At 43.9% G+C, this 24,223-nt stretch carries 12 protein-coding genes and 1 pseudogene; 11 read left to right on the forward strand and 2 right to left on the reverse strand.

The window, feature by feature from the left end:
- Positions 1 to 98: 98 nt before the first annotated feature.
- Both ahpF and ahpC read right to left on the reverse strand, forming a co-directional pair.
- The gene (ahpF, locus tag BacF7301_RS02865; RefSeq protein ID WP_167960020.1) at positions 99 to 1,649 is read right to left on the reverse strand and encodes an alkyl hydroperoxide reductase subunit F; all 1,551 of its coding nucleotides are present in this window, start codon (positions 1,647 to 1,649) and stop codon (positions 99 to 101) included.
- 86 nt (positions 1,650 to 1,735) lie between these two features.
- The gene (gene ahpC, locus BacF7301_RS02870) at positions 1,736 to 2,302 is read right to left on the reverse strand and encodes an alkyl hydroperoxide reductase subunit C (RefSeq protein ID WP_005675267.1); all 567 of its coding nucleotides are present in this window, start codon (positions 2,300 to 2,302) and stop codon (positions 1,736 to 1,738) included.
- An 896-nt stretch (positions 2,303 to 3,198) separates the two neighbouring features.
- On the opposite strand from ahpC, the gene BacF7301_RS02875 reads away from it, so the two are divergent.
- The 11 genes and pseudogenes from BacF7301_RS02875 to BacF7301_RS02925 all read left to right on the forward strand — a co-directional run bounded on the left by BacF7301_RS02875 (position 3,199) and on the right by BacF7301_RS02925 (position 24,180).
- The gene (locus tag BacF7301_RS02875; protein WP_167960022.1) at positions 3,199 to 6,270 is read left to right on the forward strand and encodes a SusC/RagA family TonB-linked outer membrane protein; all 3,072 of its coding nucleotides are present in this window, start codon (positions 3,199 to 3,201) and stop codon (positions 6,268 to 6,270) included.
- Between the two features lie 18 nt (positions 6,271 to 6,288).
- Positions 6,289 to 8,082, forward strand: coding sequence for a RagB/SusD family nutrient uptake outer membrane protein (locus BacF7301_RS02880; protein WP_022043278.1), 1,794 nt, complete (start codon positions 6,289 to 6,291; stop codon positions 8,080 to 8,082).
- Between the two features lie 30 nt (positions 8,083 to 8,112).
- Positions 8,113 to 9,216 carry a DUF5017 domain-containing protein gene (locus BacF7301_RS02885; RefSeq protein ID WP_167960024.1) on the forward strand — a complete coding sequence of 368 codons (1,104 nt, stop codon included), beginning with the start codon at positions 8,113 to 8,115 and terminating at the stop codon, positions 9,214 to 9,216.
- An 18-nt stretch (positions 9,217 to 9,234) separates the two neighbouring features.
- Positions 9,235 to 13,365 (forward strand): hybrid sensor histidine kinase/response regulator transcription factor, encoded by a 4,131-nt coding sequence (locus tag BacF7301_RS02890; RefSeq protein WP_167960026.1) that lies wholly within the window; start codon positions 9,235 to 9,237, stop codon positions 13,363 to 13,365.
- Between the two features lie 19 nt (positions 13,366 to 13,384).
- Positions 13,385 to 14,971: a glycoside hydrolase family 31 protein gene (locus tag BacF7301_RS02895; RefSeq protein ID WP_167960028.1), complete on the forward strand. Its 1,587-nt coding sequence runs from the start codon at positions 13,385 to 13,387 to the stop codon at positions 14,969 to 14,971.
- Between the two features lie 33 nt (positions 14,972 to 15,004).
- Positions 15,005 to 16,474 (forward strand): DUF4832 domain-containing protein, encoded by a 1,470-nt coding sequence (locus tag BacF7301_RS02900; protein WP_167960030.1) that lies wholly within the window; start codon positions 15,005 to 15,007, stop codon positions 16,472 to 16,474.
- A gap of 133 nt (positions 16,475 to 16,607) precedes the next feature.
- Positions 16,608 to 17,132, forward strand: coding sequence for an NUDIX hydrolase (locus tag BacF7301_RS02905; RefSeq protein ID WP_167960032.1), 525 nt, complete (start codon positions 16,608 to 16,610; stop codon positions 17,130 to 17,132).
- A 95-nt stretch (positions 17,133 to 17,227) separates the two neighbouring features.
- A pseudogene (locus BacF7301_RS02910) lies at positions 17,228 to 18,219 on the forward strand (ATP-binding protein).
- Between the two features lie 950 nt (positions 18,220 to 19,169).
- Complete coding sequence (locus BacF7301_RS02915) at positions 19,170 to 19,385, forward strand: hypothetical protein (protein WP_245208321.1); 216 nt, start codon at positions 19,170 to 19,172, stop codon at positions 19,383 to 19,385.
- Positions 19,386 to 19,408: 23 nt separating this feature from the next.
- Positions 19,409 to 22,426 (forward strand): tetratricopeptide repeat protein, encoded by a 3,018-nt coding sequence (locus tag BacF7301_RS02920; protein WP_167960034.1) that lies wholly within the window; start codon positions 19,409 to 19,411, stop codon positions 22,424 to 22,426.
- 29 nt (positions 22,427 to 22,455) lie between these two features.
- A complete protein-coding gene (locus tag BacF7301_RS02925; RefSeq protein WP_167960036.1) occupies positions 22,456 to 24,180 on the forward strand; it encodes a TonB-dependent receptor in 1,725 nt (574 codons plus the stop codon).
- Positions 24,181 to 24,223: the final 43 nt, after the last annotated feature.

Consider the following 24,223-nt stretch of genomic DNA (forward strand, 5'->3'; position numbering starts at 1 on the left):
AGGTAATGAAAAAACAAAAAGCCGCAAAGATATGTGTCCATACCTTTACAGCTTCTACCATGAATTGTTTGTGTGTGTGTCTATTATATCTGCATGTTTCAAATAACGCCCCGCACTCTGTCATCAAAAGCGGAAAGCGCGGCCTTCGCACCTTCGCCCATAGAGATGATAATCTGCTTATAAGGCACAGTTGAAACATCTCCGGCTGCGTAGATACCCGTCACATTGGTACGACAATGCGCATCAATCACAATCTCACCCGGACGGTTGGTTTCCACTACTTCGCAGAATACATTGCTATTTGCGGAAAGTCCGATTTGTACAAATACGCCATCCAGTTCAACGAGACGTTCTTCTTCCGTTTTACGGTCTTTGATACGCAGGGCAGTCAGTTTATCACCATTTCCTATCACTTCCGTAGTTTGAGAGCTTACAAAAACTTCTACGTTCGGCAATGATTTAAGTCGTTCCTGAAGTACATTGTCAGCTTTCAGTTCATCCATAAACTCAAAGACTGTTACTTTAGAGCAGATACCTGCCAAGTCGATAGCCGCTTCAATTCCGGAATTTCCACCACCAACTACCGCTACGTGTTTTCCTTTATAAAACGGCCCGTCGCAGTGAGGGCAGAAAGCAACACCACGGCCTATATACTCCGCTTCTCCCGGAACGTTCAGTTTGCGCCAACTTGCACCGGTTGCAATAATCAAGGCCGGAGCCAGGAACTTTTCGCCAACAGAAGTAGTGACCAGCTTTTGTTTTCCCATAACTTCCACCTTTTCCACTTTACGATGTTCAAGTAAATCTACGGGATAACGCAGTAAATGAGTCTTCAGATTATCAGCAAGTTCGTTTCCTGTTGTCTCGGGTACAGAGATTAAATTCTCGATGCCGACTGTTTCCTTCACCTGTCCGCCAACGCGCTCGGCTACAATAGCCACGCGCAATCCTTTACGGGCAGAGTAAATAGCTGCCGATACTCCTGCGGGACCTCCACCGGCTACAATCACATCATATTCCTTCACTTCCGCTTCTGCTTTGGTTTCATCAATGCCGTATTGTTCTTCCAGTTTCGCAAGCAGCTCGCCAAATTCGCCACGACCTACATGAAGCAGTTTGCCATCTGCAAAGACAGAAGGTACTCCCTGTATCTTCAATGCATCCACTTCATCTTGATAAAGCGCACCGTCTACCATCTCATGGGTGATGGAGGGATTCAGCGTAGTCATAGCATTGAGAGCCTGCACTATGTCGGGACAGTTCGTACAAGTCAATGAGACATAAGTCACCAAATGTATCGGGCCTTTCAGTGCCTTCACACGGTTACAGACAGCCTCATCGGGAAAGTTCTTTCCTTTACCGTCCAGGTTCAGGATAGCCAGTAACAGCGAAGTGAACTCATGTCCGTTGGGAATACCACGGAAGGTGATTCCTGTACGGCTGCCGTTCTTCAACAAAGTAAATTTCAGCCCGTTTCCTTCATTCACTACACAAGTGATGTGTGCGGAACAATCCGCTACATCTCCCAGCAGTTCTAACAATTCTGTTCTACTCTCGTGACTGGATGATACCGATATATCAAAAGTAAAATTCGCCTCCAGTCCGGCAAATATACCCTTCAGTTGTTCTTTTAATGCAGATTCTAACATACCTGTTCTCCTTTCGTTTTTTGAAAAGAAAGGCCGGCAGCGTTTCCCGTTACCGGCCTTCCATAATCATCATTATCAAAGATCTATCAAATCTTACCTACCAGGTCGATGCTTGGTTTCAGGGTAGATTCACCCTTCTTCCACTTGGCCGGACAAACTTCTCCGTCGTGAGTCGCTACAAACTGTGCAGCTTCCACCTTACGAAGCAACTCGCTCGCATCACGGCCAATGTTGTTATCATTCAGTTCCACCACTTTAATCTTTCCTTCCGGATTGACAACGAATGTACCGCGGTATGCCATACCTTCTTCTTCGATATATACTCCGAGTGCACGACACAGAGCACCTGTCGGGTCTGCCAACATCGGATATTGAATCTTGCGGATACTTTCAGAAGCATCATGCCAAGCTTTGTGTACGAAGTGCGAGTCAGTACTTACCGAGTAGATTTCTACGCCCATTGCTTTGAACTGGTCGTACTTTTCAGCCATATCCACCAATTCAGTAGGACATACGAAAGTAAAGTCGGCAGGATAGAAGAACAGAATCGCCCATTTACCTTTCAGGTCATTGTTGGTTACAGTCTTGAAAGCTCCGTTTTGAAAAGCCTGAACACTGAATTCAGGAAGCTGAGAATTTAAAATTGGTTCCATAATCTTTATTGCTTTTATTGTTATTAATTGGTTTGACTTATAACATCAGAAACTTCATTTTGTTTCTTGTTTCTGATGCAAAGATAAAGGCATAAGTCCCGCCTTGCAAAAAATGTCCAATCGAATAATTCTATGCGGCGATAGATGAAACCGATAAGTCAGCGAAATGTCCTATTTTTAAGATTCTCATCACAACTAGGACTGTCAGATTCTCACTAAGAGAAGAAATCGCGTATAAAATAACGCATATACATACAATATTCGGTCTTTTTATGCATATAAACGAGCCAAATATGCAAGAAACAACCGTTTTCCGAGTTGTTTCCCGGTGCGACACGAAGTGTTTCCCGGTATGAAACAAAGTGTTCCTCGGTGAGAAACAAAATGTTTCAAGGTGAGAAACAAACCGGACATGATAAAGAAGGATTTTAAACACCTATTTGAAGCACCATTTACTCTAGTTGACATAAGAACAAGAAGCAACTGATATTATCATTTTCAAACAGGATCATTAATATTTCCTTCCCCACACACCACTAACCAGCAAAAGAGCGACACATTAACAGGGAATAGCCCAATATGACAACATTAGAGAACCCACTAATGCTAAATCCTTCGAGTTTTTTCCTTCAAACCTACGCCGGGCCGTATATTTCAGAAAATAAGATGATTGAATATACAATTCTTCATATCCAGTCTTTTTCCTAACTATTTATAAATAAGCAGTACTCTCCCCTAATTTTAAGGTGTACGGAGATAATTTAAAAGAGAAGTTTGTAATTTGGTCAAGAGAAAAGTACTATAAGTCAAAGCTCGAATATTATAAATCGCTTTATTTGCATCACCATTTAAGTCTATTTGTATTCATTCTTATTATAAACTTTAATATCTGCACTATGAAGAGAAAGGTACTATTAAGCACATTGTTCCTAATGCTCCACATGACGGTAGTATTAGCACAGCAAGTAACTATTTCAGGGCAAGTGTTGGATGAGAAGAGCGAACCTCTGATCGGTGCTACGGTAAATATCGAAGGCACTACCAACGCCGTAATTACAGATTTAGAAGGAAAGTTCACTCTAAAAGCACTTCCTTCCGAAAAGATTGTCATCAGTTATCTGGGATATAAACCCAAGACAGTGGCTATCGGCAAGAACCGCAAGTTTAATATAACGCTGGATCCGTCAGTAACAGAAATGGACGAGGTAGTAGTCGTAGGCTACGGTAGCCAGAGAAAAAGCGACATTGCAACCGCTGTTGCGTCAGTTAATATAAAAGATATTGCCAAAAGCAGTTCGGCGCAAACCCTGCAAGCACTACAAGGCAAAATCAGCGGTGTGCAGATTATCCCGACAGACGGTTCGTTATCGAGCGGAATGACCTTCAGAATCAGAGGTGTCAACTCTATCACAGGCGGAACCCAACCTCTGTTTGTCATCGACGGTGTCCCCATGCCTACTCAACAGATCACCAATGAAGATACCGAAACGGTGAATAATCCATTGTTAGGATTGAACCCGAACGACATCGAATCCATGGAGATTCTGAAAGACGCAGCGGCGGCAGCTATTTATGGTGCCAAAGGAGCCAATGGCGTTGTCATCATCACCACCAAACGGGGAGCAGCCTCTACCAAACCTAAATTCTCGTTCAGTCTGACAGGAGGTCTGGATATGAATCCAAATATTCCGTTGGAAGTATTATCTCCGGAAGAGTACGCAAAGAAGATGCTTGATTACGGAACATACGATAGTCCGAACCTCATCAATTTCTGGCAAAACGTGATTGACAACAAAGGTTGGAACAACCCGTCCGTACACAATTGGATGGATGAAATTACCCGGACAGCGAAAAAATACGAAGCAAACGCAAGTATATCCGGAGGAACCAAAGGAACAACCTATATGCTCTCACTCGGATATCTGAATAATACGGGAATTATCAAACGGTCTGCATTCGACCGTTTCACCTCACGCCTGAACTTGAATCAGGAGGTCAATTCCAAAATCAATATCGGTATTAATCTGTCTTACTCTACCTCTAAAGACAAGAATCCGGTCAGCGACTGGTCACAGTCGGGAGTCATTCTCAATGCCTTGCAGATTTCTCCTTTCCTGTTTTATCCGGGACTGGCAGATATCATGAATTACAGTAACGTGAACATAATGAGCCCTCTGGTAGCAGTCGATCAGGTCAATATCAACAATCGGTATAGTGAGCTCAATGGTAATATCTACTTCAACTATAAGATATTGAAAGACCTCACGTTCAGTACCAGCGCCTCTTATCGCCAGTATTCCATGGATCAGGACAAGCTCTGGGGTTCGGATACCTGGTACGGGCAATCGGAAAGGGGACGCATGGAAATCAGTAACCGGGAAGAAAACAGTTGGGTATATGAAGCACGGCTGCAATATGCGAAAAGCATAAAGAAGCATTCTTTCTCACTAATGGGAGCTTTTGAGGCCAGCAAATGGTCGATGAAAGATGTCTACAACAAATCAACAAACTTCGAAGACATGGCTGTCGGTATATGGGGAATAGACAAGGGGCTGGTCACTTACGCTCCCAAATACACGTATGACAGCAATCAAATGGTATCGTTTATCAGTAGGGGAACCTATACTTTCGACAATAAATATGTATTAAATGCCTCTTTGCGTGTCGACGGCTCTTCCAAGTTCGGAGCCAATAACAAATACGGCTATTTCCCTGCTGTCAGTGTCGCATGGCGCGCTTCTGAAGAAGAATTCATCAAGAAGTTTGATTTCATATCCAACCTGAGGGTACGCACTAGCTTCGGTATGACGGGTAATAATCAGATTCCCTCTTATCAATCTTTATCCCAGTTGGAAAATAATAAGGTGGTAATGAACGGAAGCACGGTGGAAATCGGGCGTTATCCTTCCAACGTAACGAATGACGACCTGAAATGGGAAAGCCAGAAACAGTACAACATCGGATTCGATTTCGGCGTATTGGATAACCGTTTCTCTATTACGGCAGACTTTTACTACAAAAGGATTGACGATATGTTACTGCAAGTAAACATTCCTTCTACTTCCGGCTATACCAAAGCCTGGAAAAATGCAGGTTCAATGGAGAACAAGGGTATGGAGTTCGCCATTAACGCAAACTGGTTTAAAGGCGCTTTCAATTGGTCGACGGACTTCAATATCTCCTTCTACAAGAACAAAATTCTGTCACTGGACAAGGGACAATACCAGCAATTCTACGACAGAGGGATTAATGCCAAAATTACCAGTGATGTCCTGCTCAGAGTAGGAATGCCGGTAGGTATCTATTACGGCTATATCAGCGACGGAACTTACAACAATGATACCGAAGTCATCAACGGATACCCCGGCCCTAACCTCGGATTGGGACAACTCAAAGTTGTCGATGTCAATAAAGACGGTGTTATCGACTCGAACGACCGTACACCGATTGCGGATGTCAACCCCAAACATACAGGAGGAATCGGGAATACATTCTCTTATAAAGGTTTCGACTTGTATGCCTTCTTCCGCTGGTCATACGGCAACGACGTAGTAAACGGCAACGCCTACTATCTCGTAGGAACGACTAGTATCAACAACGTATTGAAGAGTGTCTACAAAGATGTATGGTCTGCCAACACCCCCACTAATAATTATCCTTTGTACGGCCGAGGAACCTGGGGAGAAAGCGTACTTAGAAGTGATCTGGTAGAAGACGGTTCATTCTTACGTCTGCAAACCCTGACCCTGGGCTATACCTTCCCCGCCAAGTTAACCGGCAAAATGGGACTCTCCAAAATGCGCATAGCACTGACCGGAACGAACTTATGGCTCTGGACCCGTTACTCCGGCTTCGACCCCGAGGCAAATACCGGTTACGGAACAGTAGCCCGTCTGGCTCCCGGACTCGACATGAGCCCGTACCCGAGACCACGCTCCTTCTCGCTTTCAATCGAACTAGGGTTTTAATCATAAAAGAACAAGGACATGAATAAGTTTAACATATTAATTGCAATGCTTGTATGCCTGAACATTTGTGGCTGCTCCGATTTTCTGGAAGAAGACCCCAAAGGCAAGCTGACAACTGACAATTTCTACAACAGTGAATCCGATGCGCGGCAAGCCATTAATGGTGTTTACCGCAGATTATCCGATTCGTGGGTGACGGGATACAATATAAAGCAAATCCCCAACGACTTGCTGAAACGCGCAAGCTGGGACGAAGCAAGCGGACTGAGTAACTTTACATACGGTTCTGAGAACACATATATCGCCGGTATGTGGCAAAATCACTATGCAGTGATAAAAGACTGCAATTCTGTGATAGACAACGTGACTGCCAACAAAGAGAAAATCAACAACTGGGAAAGATATGTCGGACAGGCACATGGCATCCGTGCTTTCCTGTATTTCGACCTTGTCAGGTGGTTTGGTGATGTGCCGCTGGTATTGACCGATACCAAATCTCTTGACGGACTGGAGGTGACACGCACTCCGCAGAAAGAAGTATTCCGGCAAATCATAGAGGATTTCGAATACTGTATCAGTCACACAATGGATAAGGGTGACACTTCAAAAGGCTATCAATACGGCAGATTGACCAAAGACGCCTGCCATGGTTTTCTGGCTAAAGTATATTTATGGCTGGGTAGCGTAGCACAACGGGACGGGAAAGAAATACTAGGCAATGCAGCCGACAATTTCGAGAAGTCACTCGAACATTCAAGTGCTGTTATTCAGGGCGGACGTTACAAACTGGTGGACTATTATCCGGATGTATTCAATGCCAAGACCCGGGACAAGGCACCGGATGAAGTTTTGTGGTGTGTTCAGGGATTGACAGGTGACGATACGGGAACATGGACAGGCATGATGTTCGGTATCAGAGGCAACCAAAATCTCGGAGGTTCGTGGGATAACATCTCAAGTTCGGACTACCACCGCATGATGTATGAACCGAGCGACTCTATCCGCCGTTTATGGAACTGCCCGCGAATGACCATACAAGATGACGGAACGTTATGGGGCTGGGACTACAAGATGTATTGGGACACAAGGGGCGACCAGAAGCTGAGCGAGGCCACGGAAAACAATAACTGGCTTCAATGGAGTATCGGCAAATTCAGACGATATCCGTTGGCAGACCCTTCATCATACAATTACACCAACTTCGGTATGGATGAACCTCTGCTCCGCTATGCGGACGTATTACTGATGTACGCGGAAGCATACAACGAAGTCAACCACGGTCCCGGCGACTACCGACCTTCTTCAGGAATGGACATGAGCGGAATCTCCATACAGTCTGCTTACGACGCTGTCAACCTTGTGCGCAAACGTTCGCGAATCGCCAACGAAGGCATTATGCACCAGGATGTACTGCCCCGTAAATTAATTACCGACTATGCTACCGAAGTAGACGAATGTGTACCCGACTGGAAACCCGGAGCATACGGTTATATCTACGACGGAGTGAGAACTGCCTGGGAGTATAACAGATACGGCGATGATTATACAGCCTTCAGAACTGAAATACTTAACGAACGGGCACGCGAACTAGTAGCCGAGTCGACTGACAGGTGGTGCGACCTCGTCCGCCGTGGCATCCTGGTAAAGCAGATGCAGGCATGGCGGCAATACAACCCGTTCATCAGTAATACGGAACGGGAAATCACAACTCCCGGAGCTCCGGAGAATATCCAATCCCGCAATATGTTATTGCCCGTGCCTTTGAGTGAAATAGATGTGAACAAGAACCTGACTCAGAACCCGGGATATTAATCTTTTGTGTCAACTTAAAACGATAAGAGAATGAAAACAACCTATACTAAATTCATACTTCTGCTCGCAGCAACTACATTTATTGCGTGCAATGAAGAGGAAGCCCCCAGCTTACATATCTCCGCCAGTGCAGACAAGACAGAGGTAAAGGTAGGAGAACCCGTTACATTCAGTATCCGGCATAATGCAATGGCTGTATCCATTTACACCGGAGACGACGGACACGACTACAAGAGCAGTGCCTACTATCTGCTGCAAGGAAAAACCAACGATGATTTACAAAACAACAATTATCGCCCTATCGATCCGGAAATTACGCCGTATAATTGTAACTTTGCCGATACCCCTGCCGGTTCCACTTCCATTACGGACAATCTCGCAGAAGTTGTGAACGCAGGCAGTGGCGATAACCTGATAGGTTCGGAAGCTGAAATCAAGTATGACGAGTCCATTCAGCAGAATGTACTGAAAATCACATCCGTTCATCCCGAATGGTGGTATCAAGCACTCCGCCTGCATACGGACGCCAAGCTGGGAACAAACAAAAAGCTGAATTTACGGATGAGATTCGACAAAGACATCCTGGGAGATGTCAGTTCGGGAGAACAGCGTCCGGACATAACAACCTTTCAGGTAGTCATCCGCCTCGGCGGCATTGGAGTCGGTGAAACGGAGGTTATATTCAGAGATGAAACCGTCTGGGACATATACTGGAATCCCAATACCGCGTTTACGGACTACTCCGTTGATTTGTCGAGTGTTATAGACGCCTGGCAGGGAGCTACGGGAAAAACCATGGGTACATTGTCATACATACAGATCTTATTTACCCCTAGTAATAATGCCGGATATTTAGGCGATTACTACATAGCTTCCGCAAGTTATGGTGATATAGACTATATTCCGTTCTCCACAGGCCAGTCTCTGAACATCAATGACAACTCCGGAATATTGAAATATCAATATACGTATACGCAACCGGGTAATTATCAGGTAGTCGTAATAGGCACCAATACAAGTATGAAAAACTATTCGGATAGCGGGTATAAAGACAATGTAGGAAACAATATTCATGCGAGTGAATATGATTACAACACTCAGTTCTCTACCATTGACATAACCGTTCGTCCATAACACAGACGTTTTTTGCTTATGAGATATTATAAACAAATCATTCTGTCACTTATCGTTCTTTCCTGTGCATTCATAACCGGCAATGCACAGGAAGAACTCCTGTTCCGTCATCTGACCAGAAACGAGGGACTGCTACACGATAACGTGACCTGTATCGTACAAGACTCCTTAGGATATATGTGGTTCGGAAGCCATAGAGGGCTTAATCGGTACGACGGATATTCCATTGATTCCTACAAGTACGAAAACGGTATTATAAATTCAGTCTATTATAACAGGGTTTATAGTATTCAGATAGTAGGCCGCTATATCTGGCTGGCTACGGAAGCCGGACTGGCTTGTTTTGATATCAGAACCAAGCAATTTGTCAGTTACCGGACAGAGGCTCAACCCGATCCCGCCTTTTATTCCAAAGTCAGGGTGCTCAAGCAGGGCATTGGTAATCAGTTATGGCTCATATCGGATAACCAAATCAGATTGGTAAAGGTTGAATCTTCCGAAAAAGATAACGGGGAACCGGTCATTTCTGCCAGAAAGATAGGAGACGCTTACAATTATATTTCCGACGAATTGAACCCGAAGGTGACAACAGACAGCTTGGGAAATGCCTGGATTTCGGGAAAAAGGTATCTGTCCGCCTACAAGGTTGACGCTGAGGGAGAACTGAAGTTTTCCGGCAATATCAATAATAACATAGGATCGGGAGTCAGGGATATTTGTTATGATAACGGAGATTTATGGATCATCTATCAGGAACATCTGGCTAAATATAAAATCGAAAACGACGGCAGTTATACACTTGCCAAGCAGGTCATGTTCCATACTCCGGGTGGGGTACTGTCCTTATGTGTTGACCCCGAATATGTATGGATAGGAGCAAACGAAGGACTTTTCCAAGTATGGAAAAGCAATGAGTCCACCTCTGTCATGGAACATAAGCACTCACCGTCCAATCCCTATTCGGTAGGAAGTGACATCAACAATATCTTCCTCGACAGGGACAATAATCTATGGGTATCCGCCTGGACCGCAGGCGTGTCTTATGCCAATACAAGGGCCCGTTTTTTCAAAACAGTCAGATACAGTCCTTTCAGAACGTCCGATACAAGTATCGGTTCCGAATTTATCAGTTCCGTACATTACAGCAAGGATGGCCATGTATATATGGGAAGCAAGTTTGGCGGATTGAGCAGTTTCGATATCAGAACAAAAGAAGTGATATGGGATTATTGTCACCTTCCCCAGTTATTTCCGAGTATCACAAGTATACAGTCGGATAGCAGGAATATCTATGCAGCTGTCAGAGATAATATCATCATTATCAATAAAAAGACAAGAGAAGTTACCCACTCACTGCGGACAATCAACGGCGGTTATATTTTCTGGCTGGATTTCGACAAGTTCAACCGTTTGTGGGTCACGACGTATGCCGGACTGGAGTGTTTCGAAGAGATCAACGGTCTATGGAAAAACACGATGACCTATACCAGCCGGACCCCCGCTCCCTGTAATCTGTCCACCGACTTGCTTCACAACATATATAGCGATACAACTAAAAATGAACTCATTATCACATCGGCAATGGGTATCAACCGTATCATATTCGATAATGAAGGCAAGGTAGTCCGTATCGTCAAATATCTGGCGAGAGAGAACGACGAGAACAGTTTAAGCAGTAACTACATCTGGCCTATCGACAAGGGAAGTGACTCTACTTACTGGATAGGCACCATGGGCAACGGACTTAACAAAGTGACACTGATAGACAGGCCCAACGGGATTTATGACTACTCAGCCGAAAGTTACGGGATAGAGGCCGGAGCGACGTCCAACGACATAGAGAGTATCGAAGTCGACAAGTTCGGGCGTGTATGGTGCGGAGGCTTTAATCTGAACTACTTCGACGACGGGATAAAACGCTTCAATGTATTCGACACAAACGATGGCTTACAAAGTTATGTGTTCGGTACTTCCTCTTCCGCCAAGGATGACGAAGGAAACTTATACTTCGGAGGAGCCCACGGCCTGAACTACTTCACTCCTATTGCCGAAACTCCGCATAACACCTCATATCGTGTTTACTTTACCGGTTGCCATATCAACGGAAAACCTGTAGACTCGGACATCGAATTTTCCAACAGTCTTGAACTCAAGTATCCTGATAATAATTTCTCCGTCAACTTCACCTCATTATCTTACAGTAACCAGCACCACATACGCTACCGCTACAAACTGGAAGGATATGATAATGAATGGCGATATATAGAAGCAGGCAAGGAACCAGCCGTAGCTTATCAGAAAATTCCGTTCGGTTCGCATACCTTACTGGTGGAAGCAGGCGACTGGCAAATATGGAGTAATGAACAATATGCATTGCAGATTTACTCCCAACCCCCTTTCTGGATGACTTGGTGGGCTTATACCCTATATATTCTCGCCATTCTGGGACTGTTCTACGTAGGTTTCCGTTACTTCATCAAGTGGACTCAGATGAAGAATACGATTTCCATGCAGAAAGAACAGGAACGACAGAAAGAGGAAATGATGCAAATGAAAATGAGATTCTTCACGGATGTTTCTCATGAGTTCCGGACCCCGCTGACCTTGATAAGCCACGCTATCAATGAGATTGCTGAAGACGAGGACATTTGCACAAACAAATATGTAAATATCATAAAGCATAATACAGGCAAACTGTCGAACATGGTCAACGAACTGCTTGATTTTCACCGGGCAGAAGTGAAGTCCGCCCAACTCAGGACGACCTATACTTCTATTCCTGAATACGTGAGCGATATTTACGAAGAATTCAAAGGCTGGGCGGAAGCCTCCGACATCCATGTGAACTTACAAATTGACAATCCGGAGATCGGGATGTGGATAGACCCGGAGCATTTCGGTAAAATACTGTCGAATATCCTTTCCAACAGTATACGCTATTCTCATGCCGGCAGCGAAATCAACATTCAGGTTGCTAAAGGATACGTGAATGACATTGTTCCCCGCTATAAGGATTCTTTCTGGAATACCAAAGATATGATTCCCGGCGAACAGGCGATAATAAGAGTGAGCGATACAGGGATTGGCATGGAGAAAGCCGTACTGCCTACCATTTTCAAACGTTTTCATCAGGTGCAAAATAATACAGGTAAACAGCATACCGGTTCGGGCATCGGGTTATCTTTGGTCAAATCCCTTATCGAACTCCACCACGGCGGAATTATCATCAGCAGCAAGCCGGATGCAGGAACCGAAGTCATCATAGCCCTGCCGATATCGGACACCTATCTGGCCAAAGAGGAAAAGATAGAAGAAAGTACTTTCGTACTAAAAGACTATTTATCAAACTATGCAGTAGAGTACGAACCATTGGAGATAGAAGAGACCACAGCTATTTATATGGAAGGCAAACCTACGATTCTGCTGGTGGACGACAACCACGAAATACTTATGATATTAAGGGAGTATTTCGTAAAAGACTATAATATCATCATGGCTATTGATGGACAGGAAGCCTTGGACAAATGTAACCGCAGCCTCCCGGACATTATCATTTCAGACGTAATGATGCCCAGAATGAACGGCATAGAACTGTGTGCAACTCTAAAGAAGAACTTACAGACTTGTTTTATTCCTATTATTCTGCTTACTGCAAAATCGCAGGTTGAGGACCAGATTGAAGGGATTGAAATGGGAGCGGATGCGTACATCCCCAAACCCTTCAACCCCAGACTTCTCAAAGCAAACGTCCGCAATCTTCTCAATAAAAGTCATCAGATGCGGAATCTGCCTACCGCCAACAACGTCCGGCAGGAGATTCAAGACAAGAAACAAAGAGAAGTGTTTGACAAACTAGTGGAGTTGGTTAATGCCAATCTAACCGACCAGCAATTCTCTGTCGACCACCTCTGCCTCGAACTTGGGATGAACAGGACCAAATTATATAGCTTTATCAAATCGGCAACCGGAATGTCTTTGGGAAATTACATCCGTAAGATTCGGTTGGACAAGGCAGCAGAATTGTTAAGAACCACCGATATGTCAATCAGTGAAGTCGGTTATGCTGTCGGAATCGAAAGTCCGTCTTATTTCACAAGAACATTTAAAGAGCAATTCGGCAGTTCACCTTCCGAATTTATCAAGCATTAGTCACATTAATATTTATATTATGAAGAAATTAATCCTCAGTATCCTGGCATTCAGTCTCGCTACAACTGCTTTGCCACAACAGGTAAAAGAAATAGAAATCCTTCCCAATGAAAAATGGTGGGGAGGAGCTACTGACCTCGGCAATAAAATGCCTTTCTGCGATAACACAATAGAAGCCGACCTGCAAACCCAGAATTTTAATAACCAGACTACCCCGTTACTTATCTCGAATAAGGGGCGTTATATCTGGTGTGACGGTCCATTCCGGTTTCAACTGAGAGACGGCAAAATCCGCATAGAATCCGCCAGAGGAACAATAGAGCACGCTACCGCAGGAAACACATTAAAAGAGGCTTACCTGACCGCTTCCGGAAAGTATCTCCCACCCGCCGGTATATTGCCGCCCGAACTGTTCTTCTCAAAGCCGCAATACAATACCTGGATAGAGCTTATATATAATCAGAATCAAGAGGATATCCTGAAATATGCAAGAAGTATTATCGACAACGGATTTCCTACCGGCATACTGATGATTGACGATAACTGGCAAAAAGATTACGGAAACTTCAACTTCCGCCCGGACAAGTTTCCGAACCCCAAAGCAATGGTTGACGAACTTCATGCCATGGGATTTAAAGTGATGTTATGGGTAAGTCCGTTTGTGTCACCCGATAGCGAAGAATTCAGGTATCTAAAGGCGAAGGGATATCTGGTAAAAAGAAAAGGTAGTGACCAGCCGGCAATTCTCGATTGGTGGAACGGTTCCAGTGCCTGCTATGACCTGAGCAATCCCGACGCTTATAACCATTTACGGAATACGCTCAAGAAAATGCAACAAGACTATCATATCGACGGTTTCAAATTCGATGCAGGAGACCCGGAAAGATATCCGGAAAAAGAGGTAGATGTTTTCGACCGCCAATCGTATGATACCGAACAGACTTATTTATGGGCCAAGTTGGGGCTCGAATTTCCATATAACGAATTCCGCGCCTGTTGGAAATTAGGCGGCCAGCCTTTAGTGCAACGCCTGGGCGACAAGAAATACTCATGGGACGGAGTGGCAAGTCTGGTACCCTCAATGATAGCTGCCGGTCTGTTGGGATATTCGTATGCCTGTCCCGACATGATTGGAGGCGGAGAATATTCCAGTTTTCAGGGTATTGATGCGTCCGGTTTTGACCAGACATTGATTGTACGTTCCTGCCAGATACATTCCATGATGCCGATGATGCAGTTTTCGGTAGCCCCCTGGCGGATTCTAAATAAAGAGAACCTGGAAACGTGCATCAAGTATGCCAAATGGCATGAGCAACTGGGTGATTATATACTCTCACAGGCAAAAAATGCCTCTATTACAGGAGAACCCATTGTACGCCACATGGATTATGTCTTCCCTAATCAGGGATTTGAAGAATGCAGGGACCAGTATATGTTGGGGGATAAATACCTGGTAGCCCCCATTATGTCCAGCGGCAATACACGTACAGTAAAACTCCCCAAAGGTAAATGGAAAGATGATCTGGGAAAAGTCTATAAAGGAGGTAAAACGTATACCCTCGATGTCCCTCTTTCACGGCTTCCCTGGTTTGTAGAAGTTAAATAATCCCGAATATTCACACTTCATATATAGTATCCCATGAAAAGACTCTTCTTATCTCTTTTTTGTATTCCGGCTCTGTTATTGACTTTCTGCAATGACAAAGTAAACTCCAAAGAAGAAACAGAATCTCCCGCTTCCAGTGCGCCGGATCAACTGGAGAAAGTAACATACCAACCCTCGGAGGAAATAATTTGCAACCCGGAGAGAGGATTCTTCACTCACCAGGAATATGCCACGGACAATAACCACTCCATTACCCCCGCCTTCTTGAAAGAATGTCGGGAGAAAGGCATGAGCCTTATATTCACCGCCTACTATATGAGAGATTTCAAAGATAAGTTGATCTCCGAAGAATATCTGCAACGGATACGCAACAATATGCTGGCTCTCAGAAAAGGAGGAGCGAAATCCGTATTACGCTTTGCATATACTTCGTCCGAAAACGAGAAGCCATGGGATGCTCCCTGGGAACTCACGGAACAGCATATCCAACAGCTAAAACCTATTCTGGAAGAATTTTCGGATGTGATATGTGTACTCGAAGCCGGATTTGTCGGGGTATGGGGAGAATGGTATTATACCGACCATTACAACTACCAGCCTAAAAAGGGAGAGTATGCTCCCCGCCGTAAGGTACTGGATGCCCTTCTGAAAGTAATGCCCAAGGACAGAATGATAAGTGTACGGTATCCGGTAGCCAAGTTATTTACTTTCAATATTAACTACACCGACACCATTACCAGGAAAACGGCTTATAATGAATCCGACTTATCTCGTATAGCTTTTCACAACGACTGTTTTCTGGCCGACATAGATGACATGGGAACTTTCGGAGAGAATCCTGATTACAGAAAATTCTGGGAATGGGAAACAAAATATGTAGCCATGGGAGGAGAAACCTGCAAACTGTCGGAATATTCGAACTGCGAGAATGCTGTTACAGACTTTGCCAAATACCATTGGTCGTATATTAATATTGATTATCATCCCGCAGTCATCAACCAATGGGAGGACGAACAATGCATGAAGGAAATACAAAAGCGTTTAGGTTATCGCTTCACTCTCTCCGAAGGGTACTTTACTCCCAAAGGAGAAATAGGTTGTCCTTATGAGGTGGTGTTAAAGTTACAGAATACAGGTTGGGCTGCCCCATTTAATCCGAGAGATGTCGAGATTGTATTTGTCCACAAAAAGAAGAAAGAGAACAAGTATAAGATCAAACTTAAAGAAGATCCGCGCTTCTGGTTTCCGAATGAGCAGATTACCATTCAGGCTCGATTCGGACTGCCGGAATCAATGCCAAGCGGTGAATATGATATTTATTTGAATCTTCCCGACCCCAGACCAACCATTGCGGCACGTTGGGAATACAGTATACAATTAGCTAACAAAGATGTATGGAACAAACAATACGGATATAATAAAATACATAGTACAATGTTGGTTACTAATTCAAATAAAGCACCTTTCGTTGGAGAAAGTTTAGAAAAGTTCCAAGTAAAATAATGCAAAGGAACATCTTCTTTGAGGGAAAAAGGAAAGGCAGGCAAAAACGATACACTCACAAAGTTTGTCGTTTTTGCTTTTTTAGGTACTTTTGTAATCGAAAAAACCAAAATGCAGTATCTGCAAAAGAATTATGAAGCATCCTCTCGACCAATTCCAATATTGCCCAGAATGTGGTTCCTCACATTTCGAGGTCAACAATGAAAAATCCAAGAAATGTGCCGATTGCGGCTTTGTCTATTATTTCAACCCGTCTGCCGCTACCGTGGCGCTGATTCTGAATGAAAAGAAGGAGTTGCTAGTCTGCCGACGCGCCAAAGAGCCCGCCAAAGGTACGCTCGACCTTCCCGGCGGCTTTATTGATATGGACGAAACAGGGGAAGAAGGCGTAGCCCGTGAAGTATTGGAAGAAACCGGATTGAAAGTGAAGCAAGCCATTTACCAATTCTCACTTCCCAATATTTACATCTACTCCGGGTTTCCCGTGCACACGCTTGATATGTTCTTTCTTTGTACCGTAGAAGATATGAGCCATTTCTCGGCAATGGATGATGTGGCGGATTCCTTCTTCCTGCCTTTATCGGAGATACGTCCGGAAGATTTCGGGTTGGACTCCATCCGGCGGGGACTTATACGGTTTCTGAGCCAACATAACTAACTGGAGGCTTCACTAAACTTTCGGTATGCAAATTGCGTTCTAAGCGGAAAAAGGGTGTACCTTTGTAGCATTAGAATTCTAAATCTATCTTGGTCATGAACAAGATTTACCCCATCGGAATACAGAACTTTGAGAAGATTCGCAGAGACGGATATTTCTACATCGATAAAACTGCCTTAGTTTATCAAATGGTAAAGACAGGCAGCTACTTCTTCCTAAACCGCCCGCGCCGCTTTGGGAAAAGTTTGTTAGTGTCTACACTCGAAGCCTACTTTGAAGGTAAGCGCGAACTCTTTGAAGGACTTGCGATAGAGAAACTGGAAAAAGACTGGACAAAGCATCCTATATTGCACATAGACCTCAATACGGAAAAGTACGAAAGCCTGGAAAGTCTGGAAAATATTCTGAACGATACTCTTTACAAATGGGAAAAGGTGTACGGCACCGAGCCCTCCGAAACCTCGTTGCCTCTCCGCTTCAAGGGCATCATCCGCCGTGCTTATGAACAGACCGGAAATCGTGTTGCCATTTTCGTAGATGAATATGACAAACCCATGCTGCAAGCTATCGGCAACGAAGAACTGCAAAAAGCTTTCCGCAACACTTTGCAAGCCTTTTACGGAGCTATAAAAACGATGGACGGCTACATAAAGTTCGCCTTTCTGACAGGTGTCACCAAGTTCGGCAAAGTAAGTGAATTCTAAAGTTTGTCCGCGAGGTGGAGAGTGGTGATTATGAATCTTTCTTCCGCCGTTTACAAAGCTTTCTTGCCGATACACCCTATGAGTTAATACGCGACCAGGAATTACATTATCAAAATGTACTGTTCATCGTTTTCAAGCTTATCGGTTTCTATGTAAAGGCAGAGTACCGTACATCACAAGGTCGTATTGACCTCGTGTTGCAAACCGATGAATTCATATATGTAATGGAATTTAAACTGGAAGGCAGTGCCGAAGAGGCTCTCAGACAAATAAACGAAAAGAATTATGCGCAGCCTTTTACAGCCGACCCTCGTAAGTTATTCAAGATAGGGATTAACTTCAGTAGCCAGACAAGGAATATTGAGAGGTGGATTGTAGAATAATACAAGAGTTGGGAAAGTGAAGTACAAGAGCTGGCAAAGTAAAGTGCAAGAACGAGACAGAAGAAGTACAAGACTTCAACAAGTGAAGTAGACGAATCAGATAGAAGAAGTACTTAGTTTAAATTTGAGCAGGCTCTTTGATACCTTTTATCCCACCCAACAAAAAGTAGAGAAAGTTGCTTTCAGCTTTCAGTTTTCTCTGCAAATCCCTATTCATCGGCATCCCGGCTGAAAGCGCTCATAAAAATAGCCTTTCAGCCTTCAGCTTCTCAAGAAACAGCAAAATCTACAAATAAATTAAACACACATCTATCCTAATATATATCTACATAACCAACATATTGGACATATAGATTCACCGTACTGTATATATATTGCCACCGTGCTGTACATATATAGCCACCACAATGGATATATATACCCACTAAACAGCTTGATGTCTGCGCTGTGCATGTATATATTCTAGCCCCAGCCCATACCTCTTCTGAGCACCGGGCATATCGAATTCTCCCCACGGTTCAGAGGTTCTGTTCCCAAGGATTAGCACCTTTGTTCCCGCACATCAGAGCCTCTAATCTATAAGAACAGAGGTTCTGATGTGTGGGAACAGAACCTGTATTTTTATTAAACAGAGCCCCTGTTTTTGCAAAATCGGAAAACTGAAAGCAAAACAAGGTGATTTCAGCAAGTGCTTTCAGCCGAAACAGCGATGAATAGGAAATTACAGAAGAAACTGAAAGCTGAAAGCGGAGAAGTTGATGAAAAGTTGGATTTAGCCCAAAACCTATAAAAAGACCATTCAAGACCAAAGCACACAATCAGTCCATAATCTTAAATAATTATATTACACCACTCAAAATGAGAAGAATAGCATGACTTTCATTATCTTTGTAATCGTCATTAATTTAATGGCCATTAAATTAACCGCCATTAAGAATAAAGCCTGTAGTATGAAATTTTATGACCGAAAGAAAGAAATAGAGATAAACCCGACAGCCCTCAACCGATTCAATAAAACCGCCCTAATCGGAGAGGTAAAAAGAAACCCCAAAAATATAAGCATCTCCGTGTTGGAAAACGTGTTGGAAAAGAAGAGCGAAACTTTACATAAAGAATTAAATGATTATAAAATAACTTTCAAAGGATTGTCTTTGGAAGATATGTAGTACTTTTGCATAAATACCCGATTATGAAAAAAGAAATTACTAGACTCATTTGTGCGGCTATCTGCTGCGCACCCATTATAGGATTTGCCCAGACAGGTGATAAGTTCACTTCGACTGACAACCTTTATAAAGAAGGGAAAGAACTTTTCCAGGAAAAGAATTATGCCGCTGCCCTGCCGGCACTAAAGGCATTTGTAAAACAAAAGCCAACAGCCAGCCTGCTTCAAGATGCGGAGTATATGCTGGTCAGTTCGGCATACGAGTTAAATGACAAGAACCGTATCGAATTGCTCCGCAAATATCTCGACCGCTATCCCGATACGCCTTACGCCAATCGAATTTATTCTTTGTTAGCTTCCTGCTATTTCTACGAAGGAAAGTACAATGAAGCGATGGCACTCTTTAATTCTACTGACCTCGACTTGCTCGGCAGCGAAGAACGTGACGACCGCACCTATCAATTGGCTACCTGCTATCTGAAAACGGATAACCTGAGAGAAGCAGCCATCTGGTTTGAGACTCTCCGTGCCAACAGTCCCAAATATGCAAAAGATTGCGATTATTATATTTCTTATATCCGATATACACAGAAACGCTATAACGAAGCATTGAAAGGTTTCCTTCCGCTACAAGACGATTCGAAATACAAAGCACTCGTACCTTATTATATCGCTGAAATCTATGCACAGCTCAAAAACTATGACAAGGCACAGATTGTAGCACAGAATTATCTGTCGGCTTATCCGAACAATGAACATGCAGCGGAAATGTACCGTATCCTCGGAGATGCTTATTACCACTTCGGACAATATCACAAAGCAGTAGAATCATTCAGTGAATATTTGAATAAAGACCATTCGGCTCCCCGTCGAGATGCCCTTTATATGCTGGGACTTTCTTACTATCAGACGAAAGTCTATTCAAAAGCAGCCGAGACACTCGGTAAAGTGACAACTACCAATGACGCGCTCACACAGAATGCTTACCTGCATATGGGACTCTCCTATCTGCAACTGGCAGAAAAGAACAAAGCCCGCATGGCTTTCGAACAGGCGGCAGCGTCCAACGCCAATATGCAAATCAAAGAACAGGCGGCTTACAACTACGCTCTCTGCCTGCATGAGACTTCTTTCTCCGCTTTCGGTGAATCCGTTACTGCCTTCGAGAAGTTCCTGAACGAATTTCCGACTTCTCCTTATGCAGAGAAAGTCAGCAGCTATCTGGTGGAAGTTTACATGAATACCCGTAGCTACGATGCGGCTTTGAAATCAATAGACCGGATTGCCAAACCAAGCGCACAAATACTGGAAGCCAAGCAGAAGATATTGTTCCAATTAGGTACGCAATCTTTTGCCAATGCCGATTTTGAACAGGCTTTGAAATATCTGAACCAATCCATTGCCATCGGACAATACAATCGTCAGACAAAAGCAGATGCTTACTATTGGTGTGGAGAATCCTATTATCGCCTCAACCGGATGATGGAAGCAGCCCGCGATTTCAACGCTTATCTGCAACTGACCACCCAGCCCAATAACGAAATGTATGCGCTTGCCAATTATAACCTGGGATATATCGCTTTCCACCGGAAAGACTATACGCAAGCAAGCAACTACTTCCAAAAATACGTCCAACTGGAGAAAGGTGAAAACGCAACGGCTTTAGCCGATGCATACAACCGTATCGGTGACTGCCACTTGCACGTACGCAACTTCGAGGAAGCCAAACATTATTATTCGCAAGCCGAACAGATGAATACTCCTTCCGGCGATTATTCTTTCTATCAACTGGCTCTTGTATCCGGCCTGCAGAAAGACTATACCGGCAAGATAACTTTGCTGAACCGGCTGGTAGGAAAATATCCCGCTTCTCCTTATGCCGTGAATGCTATTTACGAGAAAGGGCGGTCCTATGTATTGATGGACAATAACAGTCAGGCAATCACTTCCTTCAAGGAACTGCTGAACAAATACCCCGAAAGCCCGGTCAGCCGGAAAGCTGCGGCGGAAATCGGACTGCTCTATTATCAGAAAGAGGATTACAACCAAGCTATCGAAGCCTACAAGCAGGTCATCGAGAAATATCCGGGTAGTGAAGAAGCCCGTCTGGCCATGCGTGATTTGAAGTCGATTTATGTAGACTTGAACCGTATAGACGAATTTGCGGCTTTGGCAAATGCCATGTCGGGACATATCCGCTTTGATGCCAACGAGCAGGATTCACTGACCTATGCCGCGGCAGAAAAGATTTATATGCGGGGACGGATGGAAGAAGCAAAGACGAGTCTCAACAAATACTTGCAGACTTTCCCGGAAGGAGCTTTCAGCTTGAATGCACATTATTATCTTTGCCTGATTGGGAACGAGCAGAAAAACTATGATATGATTCTTCTCCACTCTGGCAAATTACTGGAATATCCAAACAATCCGTTTGCGGAAGAAGCCCTTATCCTGCGTGCCGAAGTGCAGTTCAACCAACAACAGACGGCAGAAGCATTAGCTAGCTATAAGATGCTGAAAGAAAAAGCAACCAACGTGGAACGTCGCCAGCTTGCTGAAACAGGGATACTCCGCTGCGCCTTCCTGTTGAGGGACGATATTGAAACCATCCATGCTGCTACCGACTTACTGGCAGAAGCCAAACTCAGTCCTGAACTGAGAAATGAAGCTCTTTACTATCGCGCTAAGGCTTATGTCAAACAAAAGGCGGATAAAAAAGCGATGGACGACTTCCGCGAACTGGCAAAAGACACCCGTAATCCATACGGAGCGGAAGCTAAATATCTGGTTGCACAGTCATTGTATGACGCGAAAGAATATGCTGCCGCGGAAAAGGAACTGCTCAACTACATAGAACAAAGCACGCCGCACGCTTATTGGCTGGCACGTAGCTTCGTCCTTTTGTCCGATGTGTATGCCGCTATGGGCAAAGACCTTGACGCACGCCAGTATCTATTGAGCCTGCAACAGAATTACCAAGGTAACGATGATATAGAAAGTATGATTGAAAGCAGACTTGCTAAGTTGAAAGGTGCAAATTGAAAGTTGAAAATTAAAGAATAAAGAATAAGATGAAACAGTCTCTTTATATAATAGGCGGACTTGCATTGGCGATTTCCATGCCGTCCGGCCTTCAAGCCCAAACCACCCAGCCCAAAGATACGACCATGAATCGTACCGTTGTTGTGGAACAAGAATATAACCCGGATATTATGGACGCTTCGAAAGTAAACGTCCTGCCCAAAGTGGAAGAACCGACGGTAAGCAAGAAAGAGGTAGAGTATGCTACGACTTTCTTTCCGGCAACTTCTGTCCCGGCGGGTCTGATGAATCCTTATACCGGAAAAGAAATCCAGCCCGGAAGCACTCCCGGATATGTACGTGCCGGATATGGTAATTTAGGCAATCTGGATGTTCTTGCCAATTATTTATTCCGTCTCTCGGATAAAGACAAACTGAATGTACGTTTCCAGATGGATGGAATGGACGGAAAGTTGACAATCCCCTTTACCGACAACGAAAAATGGAATGCTTTCTATTATCGCACACGTGCAAACGTGGATTACACACACCAATTCAACAAATTGGATTTGAATATTGCCGGAAACTTCGGCCTAAATAACTTCAACCTCAAACCGGGAAGTGTAAACAGCAAGCAGAAATTTACTTCCGGTGACTTTCATGCTGGTATTCATTTTATCGACGAAACTGCACCGCTACGTTTCAATGCCGAAACGAATCTATTGATGTACGAACGTCAGCATAACATGCTCAATGAGAATGATGCCAATACAGCTCTTAAAGAGACAATCATACGTACCAAAGGCGATGTCACGGGAGCTATCGGTGACCAACAATCGGTGACTATCGCTTTGGAGATGAATAATCTTCTGTATAGCGGATACACAAAGAATACCGCTACCGGGGACGAGTTTTTCAAGAACTATACAACGCTTCTTCTGAATCCTTATTACGAACTGGATAACGATGACTGGAAATTACACATCGGAGCCAATGTAGACTTATCTTTCGGATTCGACAAGTCCTTCCGCGTTTCACCGGATATCACTGCACAGTATATCTTCTCTGACAGTTATGTGCTTTATGCAAAAGCGACAGGCGGCAAACTGTTGAATGATTTCCGCAGATTGGAGAATGTCTGTCCTTACGGAGAGCTGCCGGAAGCAAATACTTCTTCCGCATGGGGCTATGTACAACGTCCTTACGACACTTACGAACAAATCAACGGTGCTGTCGGCTTTAAAGCCAGCCCTTATCCGGGAGTCTGGTTCAATGTATATGGCGGTTACCAAAACTTGAAGAATGATTTGTCTTATTTTGATTTCAAAGATTCAGATGAGCAACCCCACATTAAATATCTGAGCTTCGCTCAAGACAATACAAGCAACTTCTATCTCGGTGGCGAAATCAGCTACGATTACAAAGATATTCTAGGAATATCAGCAAAATATACCTATCGTAATTGGGATAGCAAGAATGGAAAGGAATTATTGGCTGTAAAGCCTGTCAGCGAAATGTCTTTCAATGTACATATTCATCCGATTTCCGCCTTAAATATAAATCTCGGTTATGATTATGTGAACCGAAAAGAAGTGGAAGGGTATTCAAAAATGACTGCAATCAACGATTTACATATCGGAGCCAGCTACAATGTATTCAAAGGAGTATCTGTTTATGCACAGGTACACAATCTACTGAACAAGAAATATCAATATTATTTAGGCTATCCTGCCGAAGGATTCAACTTCTTAGGGGGATTAAGTTTCCGGTTCTAAGGACTAAAGAAAGCAGATAGATAAATCATATCAGAATAGATTG

It is taken from the genome of Bacteroides faecium (assembly GCF_012113595.1).
Taxonomy (GTDB): Bacteria; Bacteroidota; Bacteroidia; order Bacteroidales; family Bacteroidaceae; genus Bacteroides; species Bacteroides faecium.